Source organism: Microbacterium binotii (genome assembly GCF_021398715.1).
Taxonomy (GTDB): domain Bacteria; phylum Actinomycetota; class Actinomycetes; order Actinomycetales; family Microbacteriaceae; genus Microbacterium; species Microbacterium binotii_A.
Map to the genome: position 1 here is coordinate 54,272 of NZ_CP090347.1, position 24,439 is coordinate 78,710.

Below are 24,439 nucleotides of genomic sequence, written 5' to 3' on the forward strand. Positions count from 1 at the left end.
TCCGGGCGGGTCGCAAGGGTGCGGCGCGTCTCAGAACAGCGTCGGCAGACCGCTGTCGATGCCCTTCATGGCCTCGTAGTCCAGCACGACGCAGTCGATGCCGCGGTCCGTCGCGAGGGTGCGTGCCTGCGGCGCGAACGCCTGCGCAGCGAGCACGCCGCGCACGGGCCGCAGGTGCGAGTCGCGGTTGAGCAGGTCGAGGTAGCGCGTGAGCTGCTCCACCGCGTCGATCCCCGCTCGCCGCTTGACCTCGACGGCGACGTGCAGCGCGCGCGGCGTCTCGTCCTCCAGGGCGACGACGGTGGCCGCATCCGGATCGCGCAGCATGAGATCCACAGGACCGATGGCGGTGGGGAACTCGCGGCGCACGAGGGTGAGGTGCTCGCCGATCACCCCCACCTGCTCGGCCAGTAGACGCTGCAGGTCGGCCTCCACGCCGTCCTTCTGCAGTCCCGGGTCGACGCCCAGCTCGTGGCTGGAGTCGTGGATCACCTCGTAGAGGCGCACGAGCAGCGCGTCGCCGGTCTTGGCGTGGGTGACGCGCCACTGCTCGATGACGCCGGCGCTCGCCGCATCCTCGTCGGGCTCCTCGACGGCCAGCGAGCACGGCGGGCTCATCCAGTTCAGGGGCTTGTAGGAGCCGCCGTCGGAGTGCACGAGGAGACTGCCGTCGCCCTTGTGGACGAGGAGGCGAGTCGCGAGGGGCAGGTGGGCGTTGAGGCGGCCGGTGTAGTCCACGGAGCAGCGGGCGATGACGAGACGCACCCGAAGAGCCTAGTTGCCGTCGAGGCCGTCTTCGACGTTCACAGCAGATCGAACAGGCCGAGCTCGGTCGCCGCCGCACGGGCGAGCAGGAAGCCGATGACGCCGAGGATCCACGATGTGGTCTCGCCGGCCGTGCGCGCGAACCATGCCGCGAGTCGCTCGAGGGGGCGCTCGATCAAGCGCGCCGCGACGACTCGCAGACCCAGCAGCACGAGCGCCGGCAGGATCATGACGAGGCAGTACGCGGCCAGGGCTCCCACCTGCACCGGGAGCGCGAGCGGCGACTCCGCGAGCAGCGTCATGCCGATCAGGTACGGGAGCATCGTCGCCAGCTCCACGATTCCCGCCGCGATCGCCACGGCGATGACGGTGCGCGCCGGCACCCCGTCGGCGACCAGCCGGTCGCGCCACCGGACGATGCGACCGGGGCCGGCGTCGGGGCGCTCCCGCATCCGCTTCTCGTTCGCGGGGATCATGAAGGCGGCGATCAGCAGCGCGGCGCCGACCACCAGGCGCACCACCGCCCCGGCCGTCGAGGAGAAGAAGTCGCCGACCACGTCGATGACGTTCATGAGCCCGAGCAGGAACAGCACCCCGACCGCGAGGTAGAAGAGCGAGATGGTCGAGAGGTAGAGCAGGTGGCGCCCGACGCGTACCTTGCCCGGCGCGATCATGAGCAGCAGCGGGATGACGAGGGTGCCGACGCTCAGTCCGTCGACGAGTGCGAGCACGAACAGGGTGAGCGGCAACGGGGCGCCGGGAATGAGGTCCACGCTCCGAGTCTTCGGCGGGGTCGCGATCCGCACATCGGGCGAAGGACGCACTCTCGCCCTGGCGCCTCCGTCCTTCGACGGATGCCGCAGGCGCATGCCTGTGCTTGCATGAAGGCATGGGCGAAGCAGAGGTCTGCCGGCTGCGCGACTGGGTGCGCCGGCACCGGGGACCCGCCGACGCGCTCACCTATCTGCTGATCGCGCTCGCCGCCGGCGCGCTCGGACTCACGGTGTCCGGCGCCATCGTGCCGAGCGTGTTCGCCGCCGCATCCCCGTGGTGGGCGTTGATCCCCGCGCTCGCCGCCGTGGCACTCGTCCTCGTGCGTGATCGGTGGCCGATCCCCGCGCTGATCGCCGCGGCGATCGTCATGGCCGTCGACGTCTTCGTGTTCGGCGGGCTGGTTCCCCTCATCGTCGCCGTCGACGTGCTGTACGTGGCCACCCGCGAGACGGGGCGGCGGCGGCGCCGCATCCTCGTGGGGACAGTGTCGGTCGTCGCGGTCATGTCGATCGCGGCCGGGTGGATCACCGGTGACGCGCGCGCCGCCTTCCTCGTCGCTCTGCAGCTCGGCGCGCTCGGCGGGCTGGGGTACTGGTACGGCACGGCGGTGGCGCAGTCGCGGGAGCTCGTCGCGCTGCACCGACGCCAGGCGGAGGACGCGCGACGCGAGGGTGCGCGGCAGCGGGACGCGGCGGTGCAGGGCGAACGCGACGCCATGGCGCGCGAGCTGCACGATGTCGTCGCCGGCCACGTCGCGGCGATGGCGATCCGTTCCGAGGCGGCGCTGTCGATGCCGCCGGATCCGGATGCCGATCGCGCTGCACTCCGGGCGGTGCGCGACTCGTCGCGAGAGGCGCACGACACGCTTCGCACGATGATCGCCGTGCTGCGCGACGGCGGCGCGCAGATCGTTGCGCCGGCGGGGGTCGCGTCGATCGACGACCTCGCTGAGGCAGCGCGCCGTTCGGGACTGGAGGTCTCGCTCGAGAACGACCTCGACGCCGATCTCAGCACGCCCGTGGACCAGGCCGTCGCGCGCATCGTGCAGGAGTCGCTGGCGAACTGCGTCCGTCACGCGCCCGGGGCCGAGGTCCGCATCCGTCTCGTCGAGGAGGCCGGGGAGGTGTCCGTGCGGGTGGACTCCCGCGGAGCATCTGCGCCGCCCGCTCGGCTCGTGGGGAACGGGTGGGGCATCGAGCTGCTCCGTGAACGCGCGAAGGCCCTGGGCGGACGGCTGGATGCCGGCCCCCGTGCCGATGGATGGCGCGTCGAGGCCCGCATCCCGGCGGCGGTGCAGGGATGAACCCGCCGCGGGTGCTCCTGGCCGACGACCACGCCGCCATCCGTGAGGGACTGCGGATCATGCTCGTCGCCCACGGCGTCGAGGTGGTCGGCGAGGCGGCCGATGGCGCGGTGGCGGTGCGCAACGCGCGAGCCCTGCGGCCGGACGTCGTGCTGATGGACCTGCGGATGCCGGGCATGGACGGCGTGGAGGCGACCCGCCGCATCCGCGAAGACGACACGAGCGACGTGCTCGTGCTGACGAGCTTCGACGAGGACGAGCTGGTGGACGCGGCGCTCGACGCCGGCGCCGTCGGGTTTCTGCTGAAGACGGTCTCGGCGGCGGCGTTGGTGGATGCTGTGCACAGCGTCGCCCGCGGCGACGGGGTTCTCGACCCGCGGGTGACCCGGCGGGTGCTGGCCCGGCGGACGCGGCGGGCGGAGCACTACCCCGCCGCTGCGGCGCTCGACGCGCTCACGCCGCGCGAGCGCGAGGTGCTCGCCGCCCTCTCGGAAGGGCGCTCCAACCATCAGATCGCCGCGCTGCTGGAGATCTCCGTGCCGACGGTCAAGACGCACGTGTCGAGTGTGCTGACGAAGCTGGGTGCGGAGAGCCGTTCGCATGCCGTGGCGATCGCCCGCGGCACCACCGGTCGCTGATTCGCGCTGACCCTTGCTCTCAGCTGATGCACAGGTATAGGTTCTGATCACGCCACCTACCTGGGGGAATGGTGCGTTCGACTCCGGCGCGCGGGATGCCCGCGCGGGGATCCGTCGCGCGTTGGATCGATGTGGGGATCGCTCTTTGGTGACCCCAGAACCGGAGCAGGGTTGACCCGCTTGAGCCGTTCGTCCGTCGTTGCCGTATTCGCCACTCTCGTTCTTCTGGCCGGAACTCCGCAGATCGCCGCGGCGGCGGTCCAGCCCGCCACAATCGATGCGCCCGTCATCGACGACGCGGGTTCCCCTGTGGTCGAAGGTGCGCCGGCCCGCACCGAAGAGCTGTCGAGAATGGCGGCCGAGCAGGCGATCGCAACGGGCGGAGAGGTCGTCGTGGACGGGCTCACCACACCCGCATCACGCACGTACGCGTCGGCCGATGGAGTCCTGCACCCATGACTGCAGACCCAAGAGAGCTCCAGCGACCCATTCTGGAGCGACTTAGGGCGATGGGGTTCGAAGTCACCTCACTCTCCGACCTGCGCAACTCAGGCCACCCCTACAGAGAAGCCGTCAGTCTGCTGGTTGAGGAGCTCGAAAAGGCCGATGACGATGCGCTCCGCGGAGCGATTGTTCGAACCTTGGCTGTGCCCTGGGCCCATCCGGAGGCGACTGAGCCGCTGATCAGGTTGTTTCAAGGGTGTAAGAACCCGTCCGTACTGGGGCTGTGCTGGGCGGTGGGTGATGCGCTTGAGGCGGTGTGGGACGATGCATACTTCGACGAACTCGTGTCGATCGCGAAGGACCGGAGGCTCGGACGGGCTCGGGAGATGGTTGTTCTCGGGTTCCGGCGCTCCCAGCGCCCGGAAGCGCCGCTCGTGGTGGTAGAACTCCTCGATGATCCCGACGTCGCCGGACATGCTGCGCAGGCGCTGCAGCGCCTGCGCGTGCCCGAGCAGGCCCGCGCAGGTCTCGAACGACTTCTGAGCCACGATCGCGCATGGGTCAGACGGGCTGCGCAGAAGTCTCTCGATCGTCTAGATCGTCAGGGAGCTATCTCGGAGGTGGCCCCCGATGGACGCGGATGACCCGACCTACCAGTTTCACCTCGATCAACTGCGCGCAGCTATAAGCGAACGCCCCGCGCGCCAGCTGGATTCGACCGCCGTTGAGTGGTCGACGTCCTTCGATACGCCCGATTGGGAGACATTTGCCTCGTTCCTCACGGAGGAGCTCGGCGGCGAACTCGCATCGCGGATCGGGGTGATCCTGCTCGAAACCATAGCTGCAGCGCCGCACGATGCGGAGGACGCAGTGGAAGTCATTACCAACATGGGGGTAGTCCGGATCGGATGGTTCATCGATGACAGCGAAGTGGTGGACTTATCGCTGTGGGGGCCACCGAGTCTCGCCGCACTCTGTCAAGCGTGGATCATCGGCATCGACGAGGAGAGACCGGCCGCTGCCGAGCCCTTGACATTGGGTAAGGACATCGCCCGCGCCGTGCGGGGAGAGAAGCCTGCCATCGCCCTGGACGGGCGTCCCGTCGAGCAGCCCTGGGCTGTCGGGCCTGGGCGCATCATTGCCATCGTGTGCGCGGTGGTGGGCCTGGGGTTCGCGTTCCTCTTCCCGCCGATGTCGATCGCGCTCGGCGCGCTCTCATTCATCCTCGCCAACACTGCGTGGGCGCACCTCAAGCCCGTTGATCCCCGACGGCCCCTGACGGTGTGGGGCCAGGTCCTCGCGGGAGTGTCAGTGCTCGGCGGCGTCATCGGTGTCATCGTCTGGTTCTCGCTGCGGTGATCCGGAGAACGGCAGGCCAGATGATGCCGCCGCATCCGCTCAGTGACCGCGCGGCGCCTTCTCGTCGGAGGCGGTGACCAGCGGGCGTGCGGCGCCCGAGAAGAAGCCCGACGCCACGATGAGTCCCACGATGATCAGCAGGGTGTTCAGCAGGCCGATGTGCTCGCTGATGAAACCGAGGATCGGCGGCCCGCAGAGGAACGCGACGTAACCGATCGTCGCGGCGGCGCTGACCCGCGCCGCCGCGTGCTGCGGGTCGTCGGCCGCGGCCGACATGCCCAGCGGGAAGCCGAGGGACGCACCCATCCCCCACAGCGCCGCGCCGAGGAACACGAGCGGCATGTTCGGGGCGAAGATGAACAGCACGAGGCCGACCGCCGCCGTGACGGCGAGCGAGCGCAGCACGACGACGCGGCCGAAGCGATCGACGAGCGGTCCGCCGAAGACGCGCACCACGGTCATGGCCACGGAGAACACCGTCAGCGCCGCGGGTCCGAGCGCCGGGTCGGCTCCGTGATCGTCGACGACCGCGAGGGAGAGCCAGTCGTTCGCGCCGCCCTCGGCGAAGGCCATGCCCAGGATGATGACGCCGAGCGTGTAGGTGCGGGGCTCCTTCCACGCGCTCAGCGCGAGACGGATGCGCTCGCCCCATCCCTTGGGCGCATCCGCGGCGTCGACGTCCATCGCGACGTCGCGCGCAGGCACGTTGGAGGCCGTCACGACGGCCAGGACGGCGATGACGACGGCGACGATCGCCGTGTGGCCCACCACGCTGAAGGCGATGGCGGCGGCCGCCGTGCCGAGGCCCGCGCCGATCACCGTGCCGAAGCTGAAGAAGGCGTGGAACAGCGGCAGGATCGTCTTGCCGGTCTGCTTCTCGATCGCCGCACCCTCGACGTTCATCATCACGTCGAGCGAGCCGTTGCCGAAGCCGAAGAGCGCGAGACCCGCAAGGACGACCCCGTACGTGTGCAGGTAGTCGGTGCCGACGCCGATGAGCACGAGTCCGAGCACGACGAAGAAGAGCGCTCCGAGCATGCCCTTGCGTGCGCCGAACCGAGCGAGGATCGCGGAGCTCGCCGTCAGGCCGAGGATCGAGGCGACGCCCATTCCCAGCAGCAGCATGCCGACCTGGATGTTGTCGATACCCAGCGCGGTCTTGATCGCCGGCACGCGGGACGCCCACGTCGCGATGCTCAGACCGCTCGCGAGGAAGATGGCGAAGACGGCTGTGCGCCAACGCACGACCTGGGAACGGGACAGCACTGTTTCCATGCGCACACCTTACCGAATCGATTCGATCCTTGTCGCGGCGCGGGGGGTTAGCATCGAGGGACCATGAACGCACGCCGTGCCACCATCGCCGACGTCGCACGTCAGGCGGGAGTCGCCGCCTCGACCGCGTCGGTGGTGTTCAGCGGCAAGACCGCGGTCTCCGACGCGACCCGCTCGCGTGTGCTCGCCGCCGCCGCCGAGCTCGGCTACTCCGGACCGGATCCGAGGGCTGCCTCGCTCCGTCTCGGACGCTCCGGCGTCGTGGGCGTCGTCATCGGCGACCGGCTCCGCGCGGCCTTCCGCGATCCCGTCACGACGATCATGCTCGACGGCCTCGCGGAGGGCGTTGCCGAGCGCGGCAGCGGCCTGCTGCTGCTCCGCGACGACGAATCAGGGGGCGCCGCCCTCCCCGCCGCGCCTGCCGACGCCTTCGTGCTCATCGGCTGCAGCACGCGGCTGCGCTCCGACCTCGAGGTGCTGCAGCGCCGGGGCGTCCCGGTCGTCGTGGTGGAAGGGGATGCGGGCGCGGGGATCCCCCGCATCCGGCTGGACAACCGCGACGCGCAGGCCGTCATCGCCCGGCACGTGCGAGAGCTCGGCCACCGACGCGTCGTCGTGGTCGCTCTTCCCGTCGGCGGGGGACACGGCACGGGATGGTTCGATCCGCAGGCGGCCTCGCAGATCACCGTCGACGTCACCCGCGAACGTCTCGAAGGCGCTCTCGATGTGTTCGAGGATGCCGGTGTGTACGCGGCGGGGGCGAGCCTCATCGACGAGGGCTATTCCGCCGGCCGCGCCATCCTGACGGCCCCGAGCCCACGACCCACGGCGATCCTCGCCCAGAGCGACGTGCTGGCCGCGGGCATCATCCGAGCCGTCCACGATGCCGGGCTGCGCGTGCCCGAAGACGTCAGCGTCACGGGGTTCGACGGCGTGTCGGTCGACGGTGTCGCGCCCCTCACTTTGACGACGATGGTGCAGCCTGCGGCCGAGAAGGGGCGTGCCGCGGGGATCGCCGTCTCGGCGATGCTCGAGGGCGTCGTGCCCCCCGACATCCTGCTGACCTCTGTGTTCCGTCCGGGTAATACGACAGGACCCGTTTCGGCTCCCGTGGTGCCGGGCGCCTCATCCGCCCCGTAGAATAGAGAGCGACACCCCGATCGCCTGAGTGGTTCCGCCTGCCACGGAGCCCCGACGACCACGAGGAGGCCGCGTTTGCTGGTACTCCTCGCTGCGTTCGCCCTCGTCCCTCTCCTGCTCCCCTGGCTGGTCTCCCGCCTCGGAGCACGCGCGTTCGCGGTGGCGGCCCTGCTGCCGATCATCGCCTTCGGGCACACGTTGTGGCTGGCGCCGCAGGTGCTGTCGGGGAGCATTCCTTTCGAGACATACGACTGGATGCCCTCGCTCGGTATCCAGCTCTCGATGCGGATGGACATGCTCAGCTGGGTGCTGACGCTCATCGTGACCGGCGTCGGCGCTCTGGTGATGCTCTACTGCCGCTGGTACTTCGCGGGTAAACGCGAGGGCCTCGGCCAGTTCTCCGCCGTGCTCCTCGCCTTCGCCGGAGCCATGTACGGACTCGTCCTCACCGACGACATCGTCGTGCTGGTCATGCTGTGGGAGATCACGAGCGTCCTCTCGTATCTGCTCATCGGCTACTACCACGCGCGTGGCGTCAGCCGCCGTGCGGCACTCCAGGCGTTGCTCGTCACGACGCTGGGCGGGCTGGTCATGCTGATCGGCGTCGTGTTGTTCGTCGTGGAGGCCGGAACCACCAGCATCTCCACGATCCTCGCCGAGGCTCCCACCGGCCCCGTCGTCAACGCCGCGCTCGTCCTGCTTCTGGTCGGAGCCCTCAGCAAGTCGGCGATCTTCCCCTTCCATTTCTGGCTTCCCGGTGCGATGGCCGCGCCCACGCCCGTGAGCGCCTACCTCCACGCCGCGGCGATGGTCAAGGCCGGCATCTACCTGATCGCCCGCTTCGCGCCCGTCTACGCGGAGGCCGATCCCTGGCGTCCGATCATCGTGTGCCTCGGTGTGTTCACGATGCTGCTCGGCGGTGTGCAGGCCCTGCGCGAATCCGACCTCAAGCGCATCCTCGCCTTCGGCACGGTGAGCCAGCTCGGGTTCCTGACGGTCGTCCTCGGCTTCGGCACGAGGGAGGCAGCACTCGCGGGCCTCGCGCTCCTGCTGAGCCACGCCCTGTTCAAGTCCTCGCTGTTCCTCGTCGTCGGCGTCATCGACCGCCAGCTGTCCACCCGCGACATCAACGAGCTCTCCGGCGTGGGGCGGCAGGCGCCGACGCTCGCGACCTTCTCGATCATCGCGGTCGCCTCCATGGCCGGCGTCATCCCCACCATCGGGTTCGTTGCGAAGGAGTCCGCGCTCGCGGCATTCCTCGACGACGGATCGGTGTGGGCGACGGTCGCGCTCATCGGCATCCTCATCGGATCGGCGCTGACGGCCGCGTACGGCATCCGCTTCATCTGGGGCGCCTTCTGGACCAAGAAGGATGCGGCCGGCACCGCGCGAGCGCGCACCGAGTGGCCCGACCCGCCGGTCGGATTCCTGGCGGCGCCCGTCATCCTCTCCGGCCTCACGCTCGTGTCGGGGCTCGCGGCCCCCTGGGCCGACACCGCGTTCGCGCGATACGCCGAGCTCGCCCCGCCCGCAGGCGAAAAGGCCACGCACCTGGCGCTGTGGCACGGGTTCGAGCCGGCACTGTTCCTCTCGCTCGGCACGCTGGCGGTGGGCGCGTTCCTGTTCTGGTTCGCTCTGAAGGTGCGCTGGTCCGAGCGCCGCCGCGTGTTGCCGTTCACCGCCGCCGACGCGTACAACGCCGTCCTGCGTCTGATCGCACGCATCTCGGTGTGGACGACCACGCTCACGCAGCGCGGCTCGCTTCCCGTCTACGTCGGCACGATCTTCGTCGTGTTCGTCGTCTCCCAGGGCGTCACCCTGTTCGCCGCTCCCGAGTGGCGCGCGCAGCTGGATGCCTGGCAGTCCCCCACCCAGGTCTTCGTCGCCCCCATCATGATCGTCGCGGGCATCATCGCGGTGCGTGCCCGCAAGCGCTACACGGGCGTCGTGCTCGTCTCGGTCACGGGCCTGGGCATGGTCGTGCTCTTCGCCACGAGCGGCGCTCCCGATCTGGCTCTGACGCAGATCCTCATCGAGACCGTCACGCTGGTCGCCTTCGCGCTCGTGCTACGGCGCATCCCGGCCCGGATGGGCGACCACAACGCGTCGGTGGCACCGCTCGCGCGCGCCGTGCTCGCCGGAGCAGTCGGCCTCACGATGGCTTTCGTCGCGATCGTCGCGACCTCCGCGCGCGTCGAGGCGCCGATCTCGCTCGCCTTCCCGGAACTCGCCTACGAACTGGGCCACGGGCGCAACGTCGTCAACGTCGCCCTCGTCGACCTCCGAGGCTGGGACACGATGGGCGAGCTGTCGGTGCTCATCCTCGCGGCCACCGGCGTCGCCTCGCTCGTGTTCGTCACGCACCGCTCCGATACGCTCTCCGACTTCACCAAGCCGCTTCCCCGCATCCCTCGCCGTCGTCCGCTGCTCGAGACGTCGGAGGGTCTGCGCCCCCAGGGTGCGGGCGAGAGCGGCCGTCGCGCCTGGCTCGTGGGAGGAGCCAAGGTCAAGCCGGAGAACCGCTCGATCCTGCTCGAGGTGGTCGTGCGGATCCTCTTCCACTCGATCATCATCGTGTCGCTGTACGTGCTGTTCGCCGGTCACAACCTTCCCGGCGGCGGGTTCGCGGGCGGTCTCATCGCGGGCATGGCGCTCGTCATGCGCTACGTCGCCGGCGGCCGCTACGAGCTCGGTGCCGCGGCCCCGACGGATGCGGGGCGTCTGCTCGGCGTGGGAATGCTGCTCGCCGTCGGCACCGCCGTCGTGCCGCTGTTCTTCGGCGTCGACCCCCTGACGAGCACCTGGTTCGACGCGACGCTCCCCGTGCTCGGCCACGTCGAGTTCGTGACGTCGACGATCTTCGACATCGGCGTGTACCTCGTCGTCATCGGACTCGTGCTCGACGTACTCCGCAGCCTCGGCGCCGAGGTCGACCGCCAGAAGCTCCAGCTGGAGCAGCAGGGGGCGGGTGCCCGATGAGTGTCTCCGTCGTCCTGATCGCCGTCATGGCAGTGCTCTTCGCGTGCGGCGTCTACGCGATGCTCGAGCGGAGTCTCACGCGGGTCCTGATCGGCTTCCTGCTGCTCGGCAACGCCGCGAACCTGCTCCTGCTCATCGTGATGGGCTTCCCCGGAACGGCACCCTTCTTCGCGAAGGGCGCCGATTCGGCGGAGTTCTCCGACCCGCTCCCCCAGGCGCTCACGCTGACGGCGATCGTGATCACCTTCGCGGTCTCGGCGTTCCTGCTCGCGCTCATCTACCGCTCCTGGCAGCTGGGCCAGGCCGACACCGTCGAGGATGACGTCGAGGACATCGCGCTACGCGGTCGCGCCGCCCAGGACGAAGAGGCGATGGAGGACGAGTTCACCGCCGACGATGCGACGACGGACTTCGTGGATGCGGCGAGCGTTCCCATCACGGTGCTCGGCAGCCTCGACGTGCCCGGCATCCGAGACGACGCGCCGACCGACCGACCGACCAGCAGGCGCGATGAGAACGAGGAGGGCGAGCGATGAACGCACTGGTTCCCCTCCTGGTCACCCTGCCGCTCATCGGCGCGGCCATAGCCCTCGTGTTCGGCCGGCGTCGGCGCGTGCAGGTCGCCGTCTCGATCACGACCCTCACGGCCGTGCTGGCCATCGCGGCCGTCCTTCTCGTCGTCGTCGACTCGGGGCAGCCGCTCGCGGTCGCGGTCGGCGGCTGGCCGATCCCGTTCGGCATCGTGCTGTACGTCGACCGACTGGCGGCGCTGCTCGTGGTGGTCTCGAGCGTCGTGCTGCTCGCGGTCCTGCTCTTCTCGGTCGGACAGGGCGCCGCCGACGGAGACGACGAGACCCCCGTCTCGATCTTCCACCCGTCGTACCTCATCCTCGCGGCGGGGATCTTCAACGCGTTCATCGCGGGCGACCTCTTCAACCTCTACGTGGGCTTCGAGATCCTGCTGGTCGCCTCCTACGTGCTGATCACGCTCGGCGGCACCGAGTCCCGCATCCGTGCGGGCATCGTCTACATCGTCGTCTCGCTCGTCTCCTCGATCCTCTTCCTGGCCTCGATCGCCATGATCTACGGCGCTCTCGGTACCGTGAACATGGCGCAGATCGCCGAGCGGATGGGGGAGCTGCCGCAGCACGTGCAGCTCACGCTTCATCTCATGCTGCTGCTGGCCTTCAGCATCAAGGCCGCCGTCTTCCCGCTGTCGTTCTGGCTGCCCGACTCCTATCCGACCGCCCCCGCGCCCGTCACGGCCGTGTTCGCGGGGTTGCTGACCAAAGTCGGCGTCTACGCGCTCATCCGCACCGAGACGCAGCTGTTCCCCGACAGCAACGTGAACGTCCTGCTGCTGATCGTCGCCCTCGCCACGATGATCGTCGGAGTGCTCGGCGCCGTCGCCCAGGCGGAGCTCAAGAGGATCCTCTCGTTCACGCTCGTGAGCCACGTGGGCTACATGGTGTTCGGGCTCGCGATCGCGACCCCCGCGGCGATCGGCGCGACGATCTACTACATGGTCCACCACATCGTGGTGCAGACGACCCTGTTCCTCGCCGTCGGACTCATCGAGCGCCGCGCCGGCAGCACCTCCATCCTCAAGCTCAAGGGACTCATGCGCGCAGCCCCCGTGATCGCGGTGCTGTACTTCATCCCCGCGGTGAACCTCGGCGGGCTCCCCCCGTTCTCGGGGTTCATCGGCAAGTACGGACTCTTCGACGCCGCAGCCCAGGTGGGAACCCCGCTCATGATGGTTCTGATCGTGGCCGGTATCGTCACCTCGCTGCTCACGCTGTACGCGCTCATGCGCGCCTGGAACCTCGGCTTCTGGCGCGAGGACGACACGGAAGAGCCCGAGGTCGAGGCGCGCGTCGAGTATCTGGGCAACGCGCCGGCCGCCGGCATCCAGACGGAACGCCGCGTCATCCCGCGCGTCATGACTGCCGCCACCGCGGGCATGGTCGCCGTCACGGTCGCCCTCACGGTGTTCGCCGGGCCCCTCTACGACATGTGCACCCGCATCGGCGACGCGCTGCTGCAGCCCGTGCAGCTCGTGCAGCTGGAGACGCAGTCCGGGGAGGTCGATCAGTGATCCGACACCTCCGCGGCCCCAAAGGACTCATCGCCCAGACCTGGCGGCAACTGCCGTTCTTCCTGTGGCTCGTCGCCCTGTGGATGCTGCTGTGGGGTCAGTTCACCGTCATCGCGTTCCTGACCGGACTCGTGGCGGCGATCCTCGTCACCCGCGTCTTCCGGCTGCCGCCGGTGGAGCTGTCCGGCCGCGTCAATCTCTGGTACGGCCTGGTCTTCGTGCTCGCCTTCCTCGGCGCGCTCGTCAAGGGCTCGTTGCTCGTCGCCTGGCAGGTCGTGAACCCGCGGCGCTATCCAGGGGTCGCGGTGATCGCGGTGCCGCTCGCCACGAACGACGAGCTGATCCTCGCGCACACCGCCGTCACCGCCTCCCTCATCCCGGGATCTCTCGTGATCGACATCGACCGTGACGAGAGCGTGCTGTACCTGCACGTCATCGGCGTGAACTCGGACGCGGACGTCGAGGCGCAGCGTCACCAGGTGCAGCGGTGGGAGCGGCGGATCGTGCGCGCGGTCGGCTCGCGCGCACAGCTCGCGCAGGTGACGCCGGCCCGCACGGGCCAGGCCGAGGCGAAGGAGGCCAGCCGATGAACCCACTGCTCGTGGCGATCTACATCGTCTTCGCCGTGGCCGCCCTGCTCACGCTCTGGCGCGTCATCGCGGGGCCCTCGATCCTCGACCGGGCGGTCGCCAGCGACGTGCTGCTGACCGAGGTCATGTGCGTGCTGGGCGCCGAGATGGCGATCAACCATCACACCCGCACGCTGCCGGTGCTGCTGGTGATCGCTGCGATCGGTGTGTTCGGATCCATCTCGATCGCGCGGTTCGTCGCGAGGAAGGATGCGAACCAGCGATGATCGCGCACGTCCAGACGGATGCGGGATTCCCGATCGACGCCGTCCTCGACACCACGGCCCTCGTGCTGATCCTCATCGGCGCGCTCCTGTGCCTGACGGCGGCGATCGGACTGCTGCGCTTTCACGACGTCCCGACGCGACTCCACGCGGCGACCAAGCCGCAGGTGCTCGGCTTCCTGCTGATCTGCCTGGCGATCGCGCTTTCGGTGCGCAGCTGGGCCGCGGTCGCCTTCCTCATCCCGATCGCCCTCATCCAGCTCGCGACGGCACCGCTGTCGGCGCACATGGTGGGGCGGCAGGCCTACCGCAACCGCACGCTGGACGAAGAGGCCATGTACGTCGACGAGCTGCGCGACAAGGATCCCGATCCGCGCTGACCGGCTCAGCGTCGTCGCTTCGCCGCCGTGCGGCGAGAGAACGCGAGGGCAGCCGCTCCGAGTGCCAGTGAGGCAACGGCCGTGAAGACCCAACCCCACGAGGGCGGTCCGCCGGTTGCGGCGAGAGAGTCGACAGGTATGACCCCCTCGACGGCCGAGCCGAGTGCGGGAGCGTCCGCACTCCCCGCGCTCGCCCACAGCCTCACCGAGACCGTGCCGGCCAGATCCTGTCGTACGTCGCCGGCAGCGCGCACCACTGTGCCCGTCAGCTGCGCGGTGGTGCCGGGCGCCAACTGGCCGAGTGAGACGGCTGCGGGGAGATCGTCTGCGGTGACCGATGAGAGCGCGAGGGTCCCATCCCTGCCCAGCGAGAGGGCCGGCGTCTCGTCGTTGTGCGAGACTTCCCCGTCGAGGCGGGCGATGATGGTCACGGGCTGACTCGAGCGATTGGTGACCGCGGCACTCCACTCTCTCTGTTCTCCCGGTGCGGGCATGTCCAGTGCGATGCTCCCGGGTTCGGCGTCGATGTCGATACGAGCGGTGTCGAGCGGAACCGCGGGAACCGCGACGTCGGGGTCGCGGGAGTCGTCGGTGGCCGGCAGGCTGAGAAGTGCCGCGAGAGCGGCTGATACGGCGATGACCGCCGCGGCGACGCCAATGGTCGTGATCGCCGTCGACGACCTTCCGCGGGGAGCGTCCATACGAGATTCCGCCCTCGCCGACGAGGGGGGAGCCAGCGTGAACACGCCGGAGAGCGGTAGTGCGAGCGCGAGGACCGGGATCAGCGAACCCGCATCGAGCTCTTCGAGCAGGCTTCGCTCCAGTTGAGGGCAGAACTCGCATTCGGCGCTGTGCAGGCGGTAGCGACGCCCGTCCCGGAGACCGGCGCGCCCCGTCACCACCCGCGCGATGACGGCGGTATCGAAGCCGCACTCGGGCGGCGTCGACGAGAGGTACTCCGTCGCGTAGGCGTAGCGGAATGCCGAGCGGACTCTCTGGACTGCCGTCGTTACGCCCGTCGGCGTCATGCCGAGCTCGGTTGCCACCTCTGCAGCCGGACGAGCTCCGATGACCACGTGGCGCAGGAGCGCGCGTTGGCGCTCATCGAGCTGTCCTATCGCGCGCTCCGCGATCTGCACGGAGGTGTGAATGGACACGCTCACCGAGAAGTCCTCGGCGGGGCGGTCGAGGGCCTCTGCGGGGGTCGGCAGGACTCTCGCCTCGTGCAGCTGGATCTTCCGTAGGGCTGTCCGGGTCATGCTGTAGAGGTAGGCCCGGAGATTATCGATCTGGACGAGCCTGTCGGCGTCGAACGTCAGCACCGTCGCGAAAGACTCCGCCACAGCGTCCTCGGCCGTCTCCTGCGTCGCTCCGAGTCGACGGGCGTACCGGACGAGCTCGGGGGCGTGGTCCTTGAAATGTTGCGCGACGCGTTCGCGGTCAGCGCTGTTCGGGTGAGCACTCATGGCGTGGAACCCGGCAGGGAGCCGGTGCCAGGAACTGTAGCAGCAACGGACAGCTCACAGCGCCTTCGCAGAGGCACTGCGCAAAACTGTATGCACACGCATACAAAAGTGATCGCGTGCTCCTGGGTCCCTGATCTCCATCGATTTCCCGAAGAACCGGTGTGACAGATCGCTCGACCGGAGATCTCATCTATGACGCCGCAACGCGCCGCGTCGGGTTTCGCCTGGGGCGTCCCCTTTCCACGCAGAGAGAGAACACATATGAACACCCACACTTCATCGCGCGGTACCAAACGCCTCGTCGTTGCCGGCGGTTCGCTGTTGGCGATCGCCGGTCTGGTCACGGCCGCCGCCTTCACCGACTTCGCCAACCTGAACCTCGGTGACGGCACTGCTGACTCCGGTATCGGCGGCGACAACCGCTTCAACATCCAGGTCGTCGGCACGAACGCCTCTGGCGTTCCGGTCGCAGGGACCTGGCAGGAGGCCAACACGGCGGCGGGCGTCAACATCGCCGTTCCCGGCGCCGACACGATCACTCCCGGCGACACGATCTCGGTAGACATCCCGTTCCGCAACGAGAGCCCGAAGCTGAGCGCCGACATCGACTTCTCGCTTCAGGACCGGCCCGGCTATGTCTCCGACCCGGAGATCGCCGACGCTCTGCGCTACACGATCGCCCTGGATGGCACGGCCATCATCAGCGATGCCACCCAGGACCAGGTCGCGGATCTGGACCTCGGCGTCTACACGACCGGCTCGCAGGGGACGCTCCGTGTCAGCATCGCGCTTCCCGATCAGGGCACAGAGGCCGCCAACAACGCGCTCCAGTCGAAGGTGTCGTACGTTCAGGCGCACTTCGCCGCTACCTCGGTCCAGCCGTGACTCGACGGCTGGACGCCTCATCACGAGGCGTCCAGCCGTCAAGGCTGCAGCAGACGACGACATGAGGAAGCGACGATGAGAGTCAGTAGAAACGGGCGCGCGCGAGCCGTGCTCGCAACAGGGATGCTCGCGGCGGGCTGCGCGCTCGCGACCGCGGCCGCCTTCACGGACTATGCCGACGTGGAGGTCAGTCTGGACGGTTCACAGAACCGTTTCGACATCGTTACGGCCGGCGCCGTCGACGTAGACCTGCAGAGCTGGTCACCGCAGGCGGAGGGATGGCTGCAGGGAAATCCGGACGCGGTCCTGCTCGGTTCTGGTGCCGATGCCGGGATTCTCCTGGCGCCAGGGGGGAGCGTCGAGGCAGCGATCGCCGTCAAGAACGACAGCCCTCGTCTGAATGCCGCAATCTCTCTCGTCATCGAAGACCCCACCCCCCGAGGTGATGCAGTCGACCCGGCGACCGGAACCTTCCTCGAACTCTTCGATCAGCTCGTCTTCACCGTTCGTGATGCGGACGGCACCGTTCTGCTGGACCACGTTGCTGCTCCGGCCCTGACGGGCTACGTCTGGCCGGACTCGTTCGCTCCGGGCGAGTGGAAGAAACTCGACGTGACGATCGATCTGCCCGACAGCGTCGACAACCGCTGGCAGGGAGCGACGACCGACATCCTCTTCTCCTTCCAGGCGGTGCAATCATGACGCTGGCACGGACCCGCACCGGTCGAACTCGTCTGGCGCTCGCATCGGGGCTGATCCTCCTCTCCGCCGTGGCGTTCACCGCTGCCTCATTCACGGACAGTGCGCTGCTGAACCTCGGAACAGGTGCGGCGAATTCCGGAGTCGGCAACCCGAACAGGTTCGACATCGCCGTGCGCGATGGAGCGGGGCAATGGCAGGATGCGGCATCCGAAGCTGCGTCCGTGGTGCTCAGTCCCACCACGGGAACGGCCTTCTCGGAGACGACACCGGTGACATTCGAGGCCACGTTCCTCAATCGAGCGCCCGGCGTCGCGGGAGACCTGACCGTGAAGCTCTGGGATCCCGATCCGTCGGCTACGGCAGACCTGTTCGAGCATCTCCGCTTCACGTTGTATCTCGACGGATCCTCGACGCCGGCCGTCACCGGCGCGACGGCGGCCGAGGTGAACGCTGCTGGTCTTCTCTTCTCCGACGTTCAGCCGGGAGGAGAGCACCGGGTCACCGTCTCTGCGACCCTTGCCGCCGGGAGCGGGCTCTCGGTGCTCGGAAAGACGACAGCGGTCGGAGTCAAAGCGGAAGGAGAAAGCCGATGATTGGTAGAACGCGCTTGCGAGGCGCAGTGACGGTCTTCGTTGCAGCTCTCCTGATGAGCGCGGCTCCATCAGCCGCGCAGGCAGCACAGGATCTTATTGACGCCACCCCGGCATCGGTCAGCATCACCGCGCCCGCGCCCGGTGAGACGGTCACGTGGGACATGTCGGTGCGCAACCTCACCTCCGGAGCTCTTCCGATCGAGCTGAGCATCTCCGGTGATGATGGTCGTCTCCTCCAGGGTCCGACGCCCATCATGATCACGATCCGCGAAAGCGGGACGTCGCTCGTGGTCGCGGAGGGCAGCCCACAGGAGCTGCTCGGGAGCTCATGGGAGCTCCCCTCGCTCGTCGGAGGCGCAGAGTATGCGCTCGTCGGCTCGGCGACCCTGCCGCAGAACGCGGACAACTCCTACCAGGCCGCCTCGGCGACCCTCGACTTCAGGTTCACCGCCGTGTCCTCTGAAGGACCGACCGCGTTGGCGATCACGGGTAGCGACCTCGTCGGCGTCGTGGGGGTCGTTGCGGTCGGCGCGGTCGCCGTGCTTTCGGGACTCTGGCTTACTCTCTCGCGTCGGCGAAAGGAAACCCACGCATGACGAACATCACTCGACGCCGCGCGCTGGCCCTGCTGGCTCTGGCGCTGGCCGGAGTGACGGTGGGTGCATCGGTGATCCCGAGTGCCGCCGCCTATCGCGATGATGCCTTCGCTCGCACGGATGCCATCGGTGTGGTCGCCGCGCCTCCCGTCACACCCGGTCTGTCTCGCAACTCGCGCATGGTCGACACGGGTCTCGGCCTATCGACCGACGGAAAGGTGTATGTCTGGGGCCTCACGTCTCTGAACATCAACGGCGGGGCGGCGAACGCCGGCGGCCAGCGGCCGCCGCAGCAGGTGCCGTTCCCGGCCGGCACGACCATCTCGCAGGTGAGTGGCATGATCTACGAGGCAAACGCGCTCGATTCCTCCGGTCACATCTGGGGCTGGGGTCTGACCGACGTGCGCAACGGCACCGACTCCAGCCGGACGGGCAATGCTCCTCAGCGTGTGCGCATAGGCACCGCCTGGAACGGCACGGGGCCCCTGCTTGACTCGGTTGTGGCCCTCTCGACCACGGAGACAGCCGGAGCCGCCATCAGATCCGATGGAACGGTCTGGCACTGGGGATACCCCGACGGCTATGGCGGGAACAGTGGCGCTGGCGCGAGCAAGCTCGCGGGCTTGCCCGACCCGACGATCGCGGGTCAGCGCCCCGTCTACCTCAAGGGCGCCTACACGAACTTCTTCGTGATCCTCGAGAACGGCGACGTGTACTACTGGGGAGGCACGCCGACCAACAGCCTTCCTCCAGGAACGCCGAATGCCGGCGCGAACGCCACCAAGGTGAGCGCTCTCTCCTCATGGATGAAGAGCAACGTCGCCGCCGGCTCCCCCTACATCGTGGCCGTTGATGGCGGGATCGGGATGGGTGCCGCTCTGCTCTCCAACGGGACTGTGGTCAGCTGGGGCTCCAATTCGACGCGGACCGGGCGAGGCGGTCCGACCTCACCCGCTGTCATCCCCACGTTGAGCGGCATCGTTTCGATGCAGTTCGGATACACCGGGGCGGTCTTCATGGACAACCAGAACCGGCTCTGGGGCTACGGAGCATCGGACGACTACGGCGCAAACCCGCAGCTGCCGGCCATCCTCGATTCGAACATCGTCCAGTACGCCGCGGGCCAGGGCTATTACCTCTGGCAGCGAGCCGATGGCACCTTCTGGGGCCGCGGCTACAACCCCCAGGGAGCGATCGGTCTGCCGGTCGGCACGCAGACGACGAATCGACAGATCCTCTTCTCGGGTCAGAACGTCCTGCAGGTGGTGGCGAAATGAGGGCGGCGATGACCAGGCGCCGCGCGCGACTGCGGAAGGTGCGGCGGTGGGATGCAGCCCGCGCCGCGGTCGCCGCGGGAGCTCTGCTGCTCGCGGGGCTGGGGGTTTCCAGCGCCGCGCTCACCGACCAGGCGAATCTCAACCTCGGCACCGCGGGAGTGGGGTTCGCGGGAGTCTTCGACATCGCCGTGGTCACCCCTGGCGGTCTCGTGGAGCAGGCGACCGAGCCCACCGGGTACGACTGGGTGGTCGCCGACGCGGATCAGCTCGTCCCGGGCCATGAGATATCGACGAACATCTCCGTGTTCAACAACACGGAACGACTCGCCGCCGACGTGACTTTCGCCGTCGTGCTACGAAACGGCGACGGCGCTGTGTCTCCCAGTGTGCCGAACATCACACCGCTGCTGCGCTTCAGCGCGGTGAACGCCGCGGGGGATCCGCTGTTCACAGACGTGAGCTGGGACCAAGCGACTGCCTCTTTGGGGACACTCGCCGCACGAGATCTCGACCCGCTCGCCGATGGCGACCCGTACGTCGCCGGCGCTGCCGGAACCGCAACATCCTTCACCTTGACCATCGCCTATCCGGATGCCCCGGGAGTGGAGAACTACAACGGTGGGCAGGCAGCACTGGGTATCCGTTTCCACTCGAGCTCGGTGACTCCGTGAGTCGACGTCGAGGAGATGGCTTTGCGGCGAGTCGGGGTCTGCGCATCTACGGTGCGATCAGATCCGGCGTCCTCACGCTCGCAGGTGTGCTCGGTGCTGCGTGCATCGCGGTGTTCCTTCTCGCGCTCTTGACCGGAGTGCGACCGGTCGTCGTAATCTCCGGGTCGATGGCTCCAGGCATCCCGGTCGGATCGGTCGTGTTCACACAGGAGGTGTCCGCCAGGGACATCGTCGTGGGGGACATCGTCACGGTCCAGAGGCCGAGAGATCTCGGGTTGGTGACGCACCGCGTGGTCGAGGCGACACCGGTCGGCGGCGAAGGAGCATCGCTGGTTCTGCGCGGCGACGCGAACGAGACAGATGATCCGCAGCCGTATGAGGTCGCGACGGTCGGCAAGTATCTGTTCCACATCGTCGGTTTGGGGTACATCACCCTCGCACTCCAGAGCGGAAGCGGCTGGTTCATCATCGGCGGCGTCGCCGTCTTCCTCCTCGGACTGTTCGTCCTCGACCCGGGACGGCTCGGTACCACGCGTGCGCCGGGTGAGCAGAGGGAATCGGGTGGCGTCGTCGAGGAGACGCGCGCGAGCCGCAAGGCGGGAACGTGAGCGAAACGGCGGCACCGCACCCGTCGGATCCTGATCACGACGACGATCGTCAGACGAGTTCCAGGGATATCGGGGGGGCGGAGGAGGCGGGTTTGCTGAGCGCCGTGCTCGACGATCCCGTCGAGGCCTCTCGACTCGTCGACGAGCTGGTCGCGCGCGGCGCGCATATCGGCGGAGGTCTCGATGTTCTGCATCGCACAGCGCTGCTCGACAGGCTCGCCGGCCCGGTGCCGACAGGGGCGTGGCCTTCGATCGCTGCGTGGGATGACCCGGCGGATGAGGACATCGATGCGTTCCTGGTGGGAGGGGTGATCTTTCACCGTCGCCGCGGAGATCTCGTCGAGGCGGCGGCATTCGCAGACTCGCTGCGCGAGCGGCTCGAGCACAGGCCGGTCGGCGATCGAGTCGACACCGACGCTCTCATGCGAGCGGAGATCGCCCTCACCGAGGTGCTGCGGGGTCGATTCCGGGAGGCTGCCCGCGAAGCTGAGCGCGCCTTGCGGATTGCGGGAAGGGAACACCGCCGACTCCGGCGTCATCTCCTGGCGGTCCTCGCGCTCGCCCACGCAGCGGGCGGAGAGCTGAACGCCGCCGCTGATGCGATCGCGAGAGCTGAGAAGATCCTCGCAGGAAGCGGCTGGCTGGTGCGCGTCGATGACGAGCGGTTGCTTCTCGCCCGCGCGCTGATGGCGGTGGAACGGGCTGATCCCGGCGCCGGTCGTCTGCTCTCCCGCTTGAGCGACGATGTGCTCGACGAGTTGTGGCCTCTGCTCCTGCTCGCTCGGGCGCGATGGACGCTCAGCCGCGACGATGGAGAGGCTGCGGCGCAGCTGCTGGACGAAGCCGTTCCCAGCTCGCGCATCGTGATGCCGGGCTCGCTCGGATGGGATGTCTTGCGAAGTCAGCGATTCCTTCTTCGCGCTCTTCTGGGCAAGGATCCGGAAGGCGACGGCATGATCCTCGAGGAGACTCGCGACTCCCCGCTGTCGTTCTGCGCACTGCTGGCGATGGAGGCAACGCACGCGGTGGCGGTCCGCCATGCGCAACGACTCCTCGACGACGGCGAGCTCGGAGCGGCGACGCGCGCGGAGCTTCTCCTCATCCTCTCGACGAAGACGCAAGGCATCCCCGCACAAGCAGCCCTCCAGGAAGCGGCCGAGATCGTGCAGCGCGAGCGGTTGGAGAGACTGCGTCTCGTCTATCGCGATGTCGACCAGACACCGACACGAGGAGGCGGATCGCGCCAACCGGTCTCGCGGTCCGGAGCCGTCCTCAGCCGGCGTGAGCGGGTCGTTCTCGCTCGGATCGCGGAGGGTGACACGGTGGAGGAAGCTGCTGCGACGCTTCGCGTCAGCGCGAACACCGTGAAGACACAGCTCAAGTCGATCTATCGGCGTCTCGGGGTCGCATCGCGAACCGAGGCGATCGCTGAGGCGGCGCGGCGAGGCATCATCGACAGGGTCAACGAACGCCCCGATCCGCGCTGACCGGCTCGGGCTACGCCGTGGCCGGCTCCGACTCCCCCGCCACGATGTCGTCGGCGTTGACGGCGATCCACTCCAGCAGCGGCAGCATGCGCGCCATGAGGTCCCGGCCCCGATCAGTCAACCGGTACTCGACGTGGGGCGGCACCGTGGGAAACGACTCCCGCTCGACGAAGCCGTCCGCGGTGAGCTGACGCAGCGTCGATGCGAGCATCTTCTCGCTGATGCCGTCGACGGCGCGTCGAAGCTCGCTCCAACGGAGCGTTCCGCCCACGAGCGCCGAGAGCACGAGCACGCCCCACCGGCTCATCACGTGGTCGAGCACCGTTCTCGTGGGGCACGCGTGCGTGAACAATCCCTCGGGCAGGGCCTGTAATTTCACAAAACTCACCATGACGTGGGTACCTTACTCCAAAGTGGGTACCTGACAAAGGGAATGTCTCAGGCGGAAGGTGGGCTTACCCCCACGTACCGGATCGAAAGGACACCCCATGACCGTTCTCGTCACCGCCGCCAGCGGACACCTCGGCCGCCTCATCGTCGAAAGCCTGCTCGCCCGCGGCGTCGCCGCATCCGACGTCGTCGCAGGCTCCCGCAGCCTCGACAAGGTCGCCGACCTCGCCGAGCGCGGCGTGCGCACCGCCGTCGTCGACTACGACGCACCCGAAACCCTCGACGCCGCATTCGCCGGGATCGACCGCGTCGTGCTCGTCTCGGGCTCCGAGGTGGGCAAGCGTCTCGCCCAGCACCAGGCGGTCATCGACGCCGCCGTGGCCGCGAAGGTCGGGGGGCTGATCTACACGAGCCTCTACCACGCGACGACGAGCCCGCTGCCGCTGGCTGCGGAGCACGTCGCGACGGAGGAGGCGCTCGCCGCATCCGGCCTGCCCCACACGATCCTCCGCAACAACTGGTACATCGAGAACTACGCGCAGGATGTTGCCCGTGCCGCCGAATCGGGCGTGATCGCCGCCGCCGTCGCCGACGGGAAGGTCGCGGCCGCCGCCCGTGCGGACTTCGCCGAGGCGGCCGCGGTCGTCGCGACGGACGATGCCTACCTCGGGCGCGTGCTCGAGCTCGCCGGTGACGTGGCGTTCGGCTACGCCGATCTCGCCGCTGCCGCAACGGAGATCCACGGGCGCGACGTGACGTATGTGGCTCTGTCCGAGGAGCACCTGCTCGAGGCTCTGCGTGGCGCCGGGCTGGATGAGGGAACGGCCGGCTTCGTCGCCGCGCTGGACGCGGGAATCGCCGCGGGCGCTCTCGACTCCCAGGACCACACGCTGTCGCAGCTCATCGGCCGCCCGACCACATCGCTCGTCGAGGGGCTCCGCGCCGCGCTCTGACGCCGGAACGACGAAGGGGCACCCGCGCGATGCGGGTGCCCCTTCGTCATGAGGGCTCTCAGTACCAGTTGGTGGCCTGCGAGTGGCCCCACGCCGCGCACGGCGTGCCGTAGGCACGGTCGATGTAGTCCAAGCCCCAGCGGATCTGCGTGATCGCGGAGGTCTGCCAGTCGTCGCCGGCCGAGGCCATCTTCGATCCTGGCAGCGCCTGCGGGATGCCGGTCGCACCGCTCCCGTCGTTGTACGCCTGGTAGTTCCAGCTCGATTCGCGCTGCCACAGCGACTCGAGGCACGAGAACTGATCGTCACCCCAGCCGTAGTTCTCAGCCGCCATCGTGCGGGCCGCGGCACGAGCGCCGTCGGGCGTGTTGGCCTGCGCGAGCGCCGCAGCAGCCGCTTCGGCGGCGGCCTGCTGCTCGGCGGCGACACGGGCGTCGTAGGCATCCCGCTCGGCGGTGACGCGAGACGTCGCATCGCGCAGCACGGTGATGGACGCTTCGGCGACCGCATCCGAGAGCTCTGTGGACGAGCTCAATCGGGCGATCTCCTTGTCGAGCGTCGTGGTGTCGGCCTTCCCGACCGCCGAAGCGGAGACGGAGCGCGCCAGCGTGAGGTAGAGCGACGCATCGAGGTCGATCGCGCGCGGTGCGGGATCGGCGGGAGGGGTGGAGGCCGACGGGGTCGGCGTGGGAGCCGCGTCGTCGGAGGCTGCGAACGCTGCCGTGGGAAGAAGGAGGGGGACGGCCACCACGAGGGCGGCAGCGCTCAACAGGGCGCGACGAAAGCGGGGCATAGGGCTCCAG

27 protein-coding genes are annotated in these 24,439 nt (G+C 68.7%); 21 read left to right on the forward strand and 6 right to left on the reverse strand.

Features of this window, described 5'->3' with window-relative positions; genetic code table 11:
- Positions 1-30: 30 nt before the first annotated feature.
- Together nucS and LXM64_RS00270 are read right to left on the reverse strand one after the other, a co-directional pair.
- Entirely contained in the window at positions 31-765 is a 735-nt protein-coding gene (nucS, locus tag LXM64_RS00265; RefSeq protein ID WP_234074123.1) for an endonuclease NucS, read from the reverse strand.
- Between the two features lie 38 nt (positions 766-803).
- Positions 804-1,538, reverse strand: a complete 735-nt coding sequence (locus tag LXM64_RS00270; protein WP_234074124.1) for a GAP family protein — start codon at positions 1,536-1,538, stop codon at positions 804-806.
- Between the two features lie 116 nt (positions 1,539-1,654).
- Here LXM64_RS00270 and LXM64_RS00275 point away from each other — a divergent pair, with 116 nt between their 5' ends.
- The 5 genes from LXM64_RS00275 (at position 1,655) to LXM64_RS00295 (ending at position 5,283) form a co-directional block, all read left to right on the forward strand.
- On the forward strand, positions 1,655-2,842 hold the full coding sequence (locus LXM64_RS00275; RefSeq protein ID WP_234074125.1) for a sensor histidine kinase: 1,188 nt from the start codon (positions 1,655-1,657) through the stop codon (positions 2,840-2,842).
- On the forward strand, positions 2,839-3,480 hold the full coding sequence (locus LXM64_RS00280; protein ID WP_234074126.1) for a response regulator transcription factor: 642 nt from the start codon (positions 2,839-2,841) through the stop codon (positions 3,478-3,480). The genes LXM64_RS00275 and LXM64_RS00280 overlap by 4 nt, the downstream gene beginning before the upstream one ends.
- A gap of 180 nt (positions 3,481-3,660) precedes the next feature.
- Positions 3,661-3,939, forward strand: a complete 279-nt coding sequence (locus tag LXM64_RS00285) for a hypothetical protein (RefSeq protein WP_234074127.1) — start codon at positions 3,661-3,663, stop codon at positions 3,937-3,939.
- A 50-nt stretch (positions 3,940-3,989) separates the two neighbouring features.
- Positions 3,990-4,568: a HEAT repeat domain-containing protein gene (locus LXM64_RS00290; protein ID WP_234074128.1), complete on the forward strand. Its 579-nt coding sequence runs from the start codon at positions 3,990-3,992 to the stop codon at positions 4,566-4,568.
- A complete protein-coding gene (locus LXM64_RS00295; protein ID WP_234074129.1) occupies positions 4,555-5,283 on the forward strand; it encodes a hypothetical protein in 729 nt (242 codons plus the stop codon). The genes LXM64_RS00290 and LXM64_RS00295 overlap by 14 nt, the downstream gene beginning before the upstream one ends.
- Positions 5,284-5,322: 39 nt before the next feature.
- On the opposite strand, the gene LXM64_RS00300 is transcribed toward LXM64_RS00295, so the two are convergent.
- Positions 5,323-6,558 (reverse strand): MFS transporter, encoded by a 1,236-nt coding sequence (locus LXM64_RS00300; RefSeq protein ID WP_234074130.1) that lies wholly within the window; start codon positions 6,556-6,558, stop codon positions 5,323-5,325.
- A 63-nt stretch (positions 6,559-6,621) separates the two neighbouring features.
- Here LXM64_RS00300 and LXM64_RS00305 point away from each other — a divergent pair, with 63 nt between their 5' ends.
- The 7 genes from LXM64_RS00305 (at position 6,622) to mnhG (ending at position 14,008) form a co-directional block, all read left to right on the forward strand.
- Positions 6,622-7,698: a LacI family DNA-binding transcriptional regulator gene (locus tag LXM64_RS00305; RefSeq protein ID WP_234074131.1), complete on the forward strand. Its 1,077-nt coding sequence runs from the start codon at positions 6,622-6,624 to the stop codon at positions 7,696-7,698.
- 75 nt (positions 7,699-7,773) lie between these two features.
- Positions 7,774-10,677 (forward strand): Na+/H+ antiporter subunit A, encoded by a 2,904-nt coding sequence (locus tag LXM64_RS00310; RefSeq protein WP_234074132.1) that lies wholly within the window; start codon positions 7,774-7,776, stop codon positions 10,675-10,677.
- Complete coding sequence (locus tag LXM64_RS00315) at positions 10,674-11,213, forward strand: Na(+)/H(+) antiporter subunit C (RefSeq protein WP_234074133.1); 540 nt, start codon at positions 10,674-10,676, stop codon at positions 11,211-11,213. Before LXM64_RS00310 ends, LXM64_RS00315 begins: the two co-directional genes overlap by 4 nt.
- Positions 11,210-12,775, forward strand: coding sequence for a Na+/H+ antiporter subunit D (locus LXM64_RS00320; RefSeq protein WP_137418459.1), 1,566 nt, complete (start codon positions 11,210-11,212; stop codon positions 12,773-12,775). The genes LXM64_RS00315 and LXM64_RS00320 overlap by 4 nt, the downstream gene beginning before the upstream one ends.
- Positions 12,772-13,365, forward strand: coding sequence for a Na+/H+ antiporter subunit E (locus LXM64_RS00325; protein WP_234074134.1), 594 nt, complete (start codon positions 12,772-12,774; stop codon positions 13,363-13,365). The genes LXM64_RS00320 and LXM64_RS00325 overlap by 4 nt, the downstream gene beginning before the upstream one ends.
- Complete coding sequence (locus LXM64_RS00330) at positions 13,362-13,631, forward strand: monovalent cation/H+ antiporter complex subunit F (protein ID WP_234074135.1); 270 nt, start codon at positions 13,362-13,364, stop codon at positions 13,629-13,631. The genes LXM64_RS00325 and LXM64_RS00330 overlap by 4 nt, the downstream gene beginning before the upstream one ends.
- Complete coding sequence (gene mnhG, locus LXM64_RS00335; protein WP_234074136.1) at positions 13,628-14,008, forward strand: monovalent cation/H(+) antiporter subunit G; 381 nt, start codon at positions 13,628-13,630, stop codon at positions 14,006-14,008. Before LXM64_RS00330 ends, mnhG begins: the two co-directional genes overlap by 4 nt.
- Before the next feature lie 5 nt (positions 14,009-14,013).
- Here mnhG and LXM64_RS00340 read toward each other — a convergent pair whose 3' ends face one another.
- Positions 14,014-15,474, reverse strand: a complete 1,461-nt coding sequence (locus tag LXM64_RS00340; RefSeq protein WP_234074137.1) for an RNA polymerase sigma factor — start codon at positions 15,472-15,474, stop codon at positions 14,014-14,016.
- 261 nt (positions 15,475-15,735) lie between these two features.
- Here LXM64_RS00340 and LXM64_RS00345 point away from each other — a divergent pair, with 261 nt between their 5' ends.
- The 8 genes from LXM64_RS00345 to LXM64_RS00380 all read left to right on the forward strand — a co-directional run bounded on the left by LXM64_RS00345 (position 15,736) and on the right by LXM64_RS00380 (position 22,293).
- Entirely contained in the window at positions 15,736-16,359 is a 624-nt protein-coding gene (locus LXM64_RS00345) for a hypothetical protein (protein ID WP_234074138.1), read from the forward strand.
- A gap of 75 nt (positions 16,360-16,434) precedes the next feature.
- Complete coding sequence (locus LXM64_RS00350; RefSeq protein WP_234074139.1) at positions 16,435-17,061, forward strand: hypothetical protein; 627 nt, start codon at positions 16,435-16,437, stop codon at positions 17,059-17,061.
- Entirely contained in the window at positions 17,058-17,654 is a 597-nt protein-coding gene (locus tag LXM64_RS00355) for a hypothetical protein (RefSeq protein ID WP_234074140.1), read from the forward strand. The genes LXM64_RS00350 and LXM64_RS00355 overlap by 4 nt, the downstream gene beginning before the upstream one ends.
- 53 nt (positions 17,655-17,707) lie before the next feature.
- Positions 17,708-18,250, forward strand: coding sequence for a hypothetical protein (locus LXM64_RS00360; RefSeq protein ID WP_234074141.1), 543 nt, complete (start codon positions 17,708-17,710; stop codon positions 18,248-18,250).
- On the forward strand, positions 18,247-19,527 hold the full coding sequence (locus tag LXM64_RS00365) for a hypothetical protein (RefSeq protein ID WP_234074142.1): 1,281 nt from the start codon (positions 18,247-18,249) through the stop codon (positions 19,525-19,527). Before LXM64_RS00360 ends, LXM64_RS00365 begins: the two co-directional genes overlap by 4 nt.
- 8 nt (positions 19,528-19,535) lie before the next feature.
- Positions 19,536-20,198, forward strand: a complete 663-nt coding sequence (locus LXM64_RS00370; RefSeq protein ID WP_234074143.1) for a hypothetical protein — start codon at positions 19,536-19,538, stop codon at positions 20,196-20,198.
- Between the two features lie 86 nt (positions 20,199-20,284).
- Entirely contained in the window at positions 20,285-20,806 is a 522-nt protein-coding gene (locus LXM64_RS00375) for a signal peptidase I (RefSeq protein WP_267955116.1), read from the forward strand.
- A 92-nt stretch (positions 20,807-20,898) separates the two neighbouring features.
- Positions 20,899-22,293, forward strand: a complete 1,395-nt coding sequence (locus LXM64_RS00380; protein WP_234074144.1) for a helix-turn-helix transcriptional regulator — start codon at positions 20,899-20,901, stop codon at positions 22,291-22,293.
- Positions 22,294-22,303: 10 nt separating this feature from the next.
- Here the strand turns inward: LXM64_RS00380 and LXM64_RS00385 are convergent, their stop codons facing one another.
- A complete protein-coding gene (locus LXM64_RS00385; protein WP_234074145.1) occupies positions 22,304-22,684 on the reverse strand; it encodes a winged helix-turn-helix transcriptional regulator in 381 nt (126 codons plus the stop codon).
- A gap of 97 nt (positions 22,685-22,781) precedes the next feature.
- Between LXM64_RS00385 and LXM64_RS00390 the strand changes: the two genes are divergently transcribed.
- Positions 22,782-23,636 (forward strand): SDR family oxidoreductase, encoded by an 855-nt coding sequence (locus LXM64_RS00390; RefSeq protein WP_234074146.1) that lies wholly within the window; start codon positions 22,782-22,784, stop codon positions 23,634-23,636.
- A gap of 58 nt (positions 23,637-23,694) precedes the next feature.
- Here the strand turns inward: LXM64_RS00390 and LXM64_RS00395 are convergent, their stop codons facing one another.
- Positions 23,695-24,429: a hypothetical protein gene (locus LXM64_RS00395; protein ID WP_234074147.1), complete on the reverse strand. Its 735-nt coding sequence runs from the start codon at positions 24,427-24,429 to the stop codon at positions 23,695-23,697.
- Between the last annotated feature and the right edge of the window lie 10 nt (positions 24,430-24,439).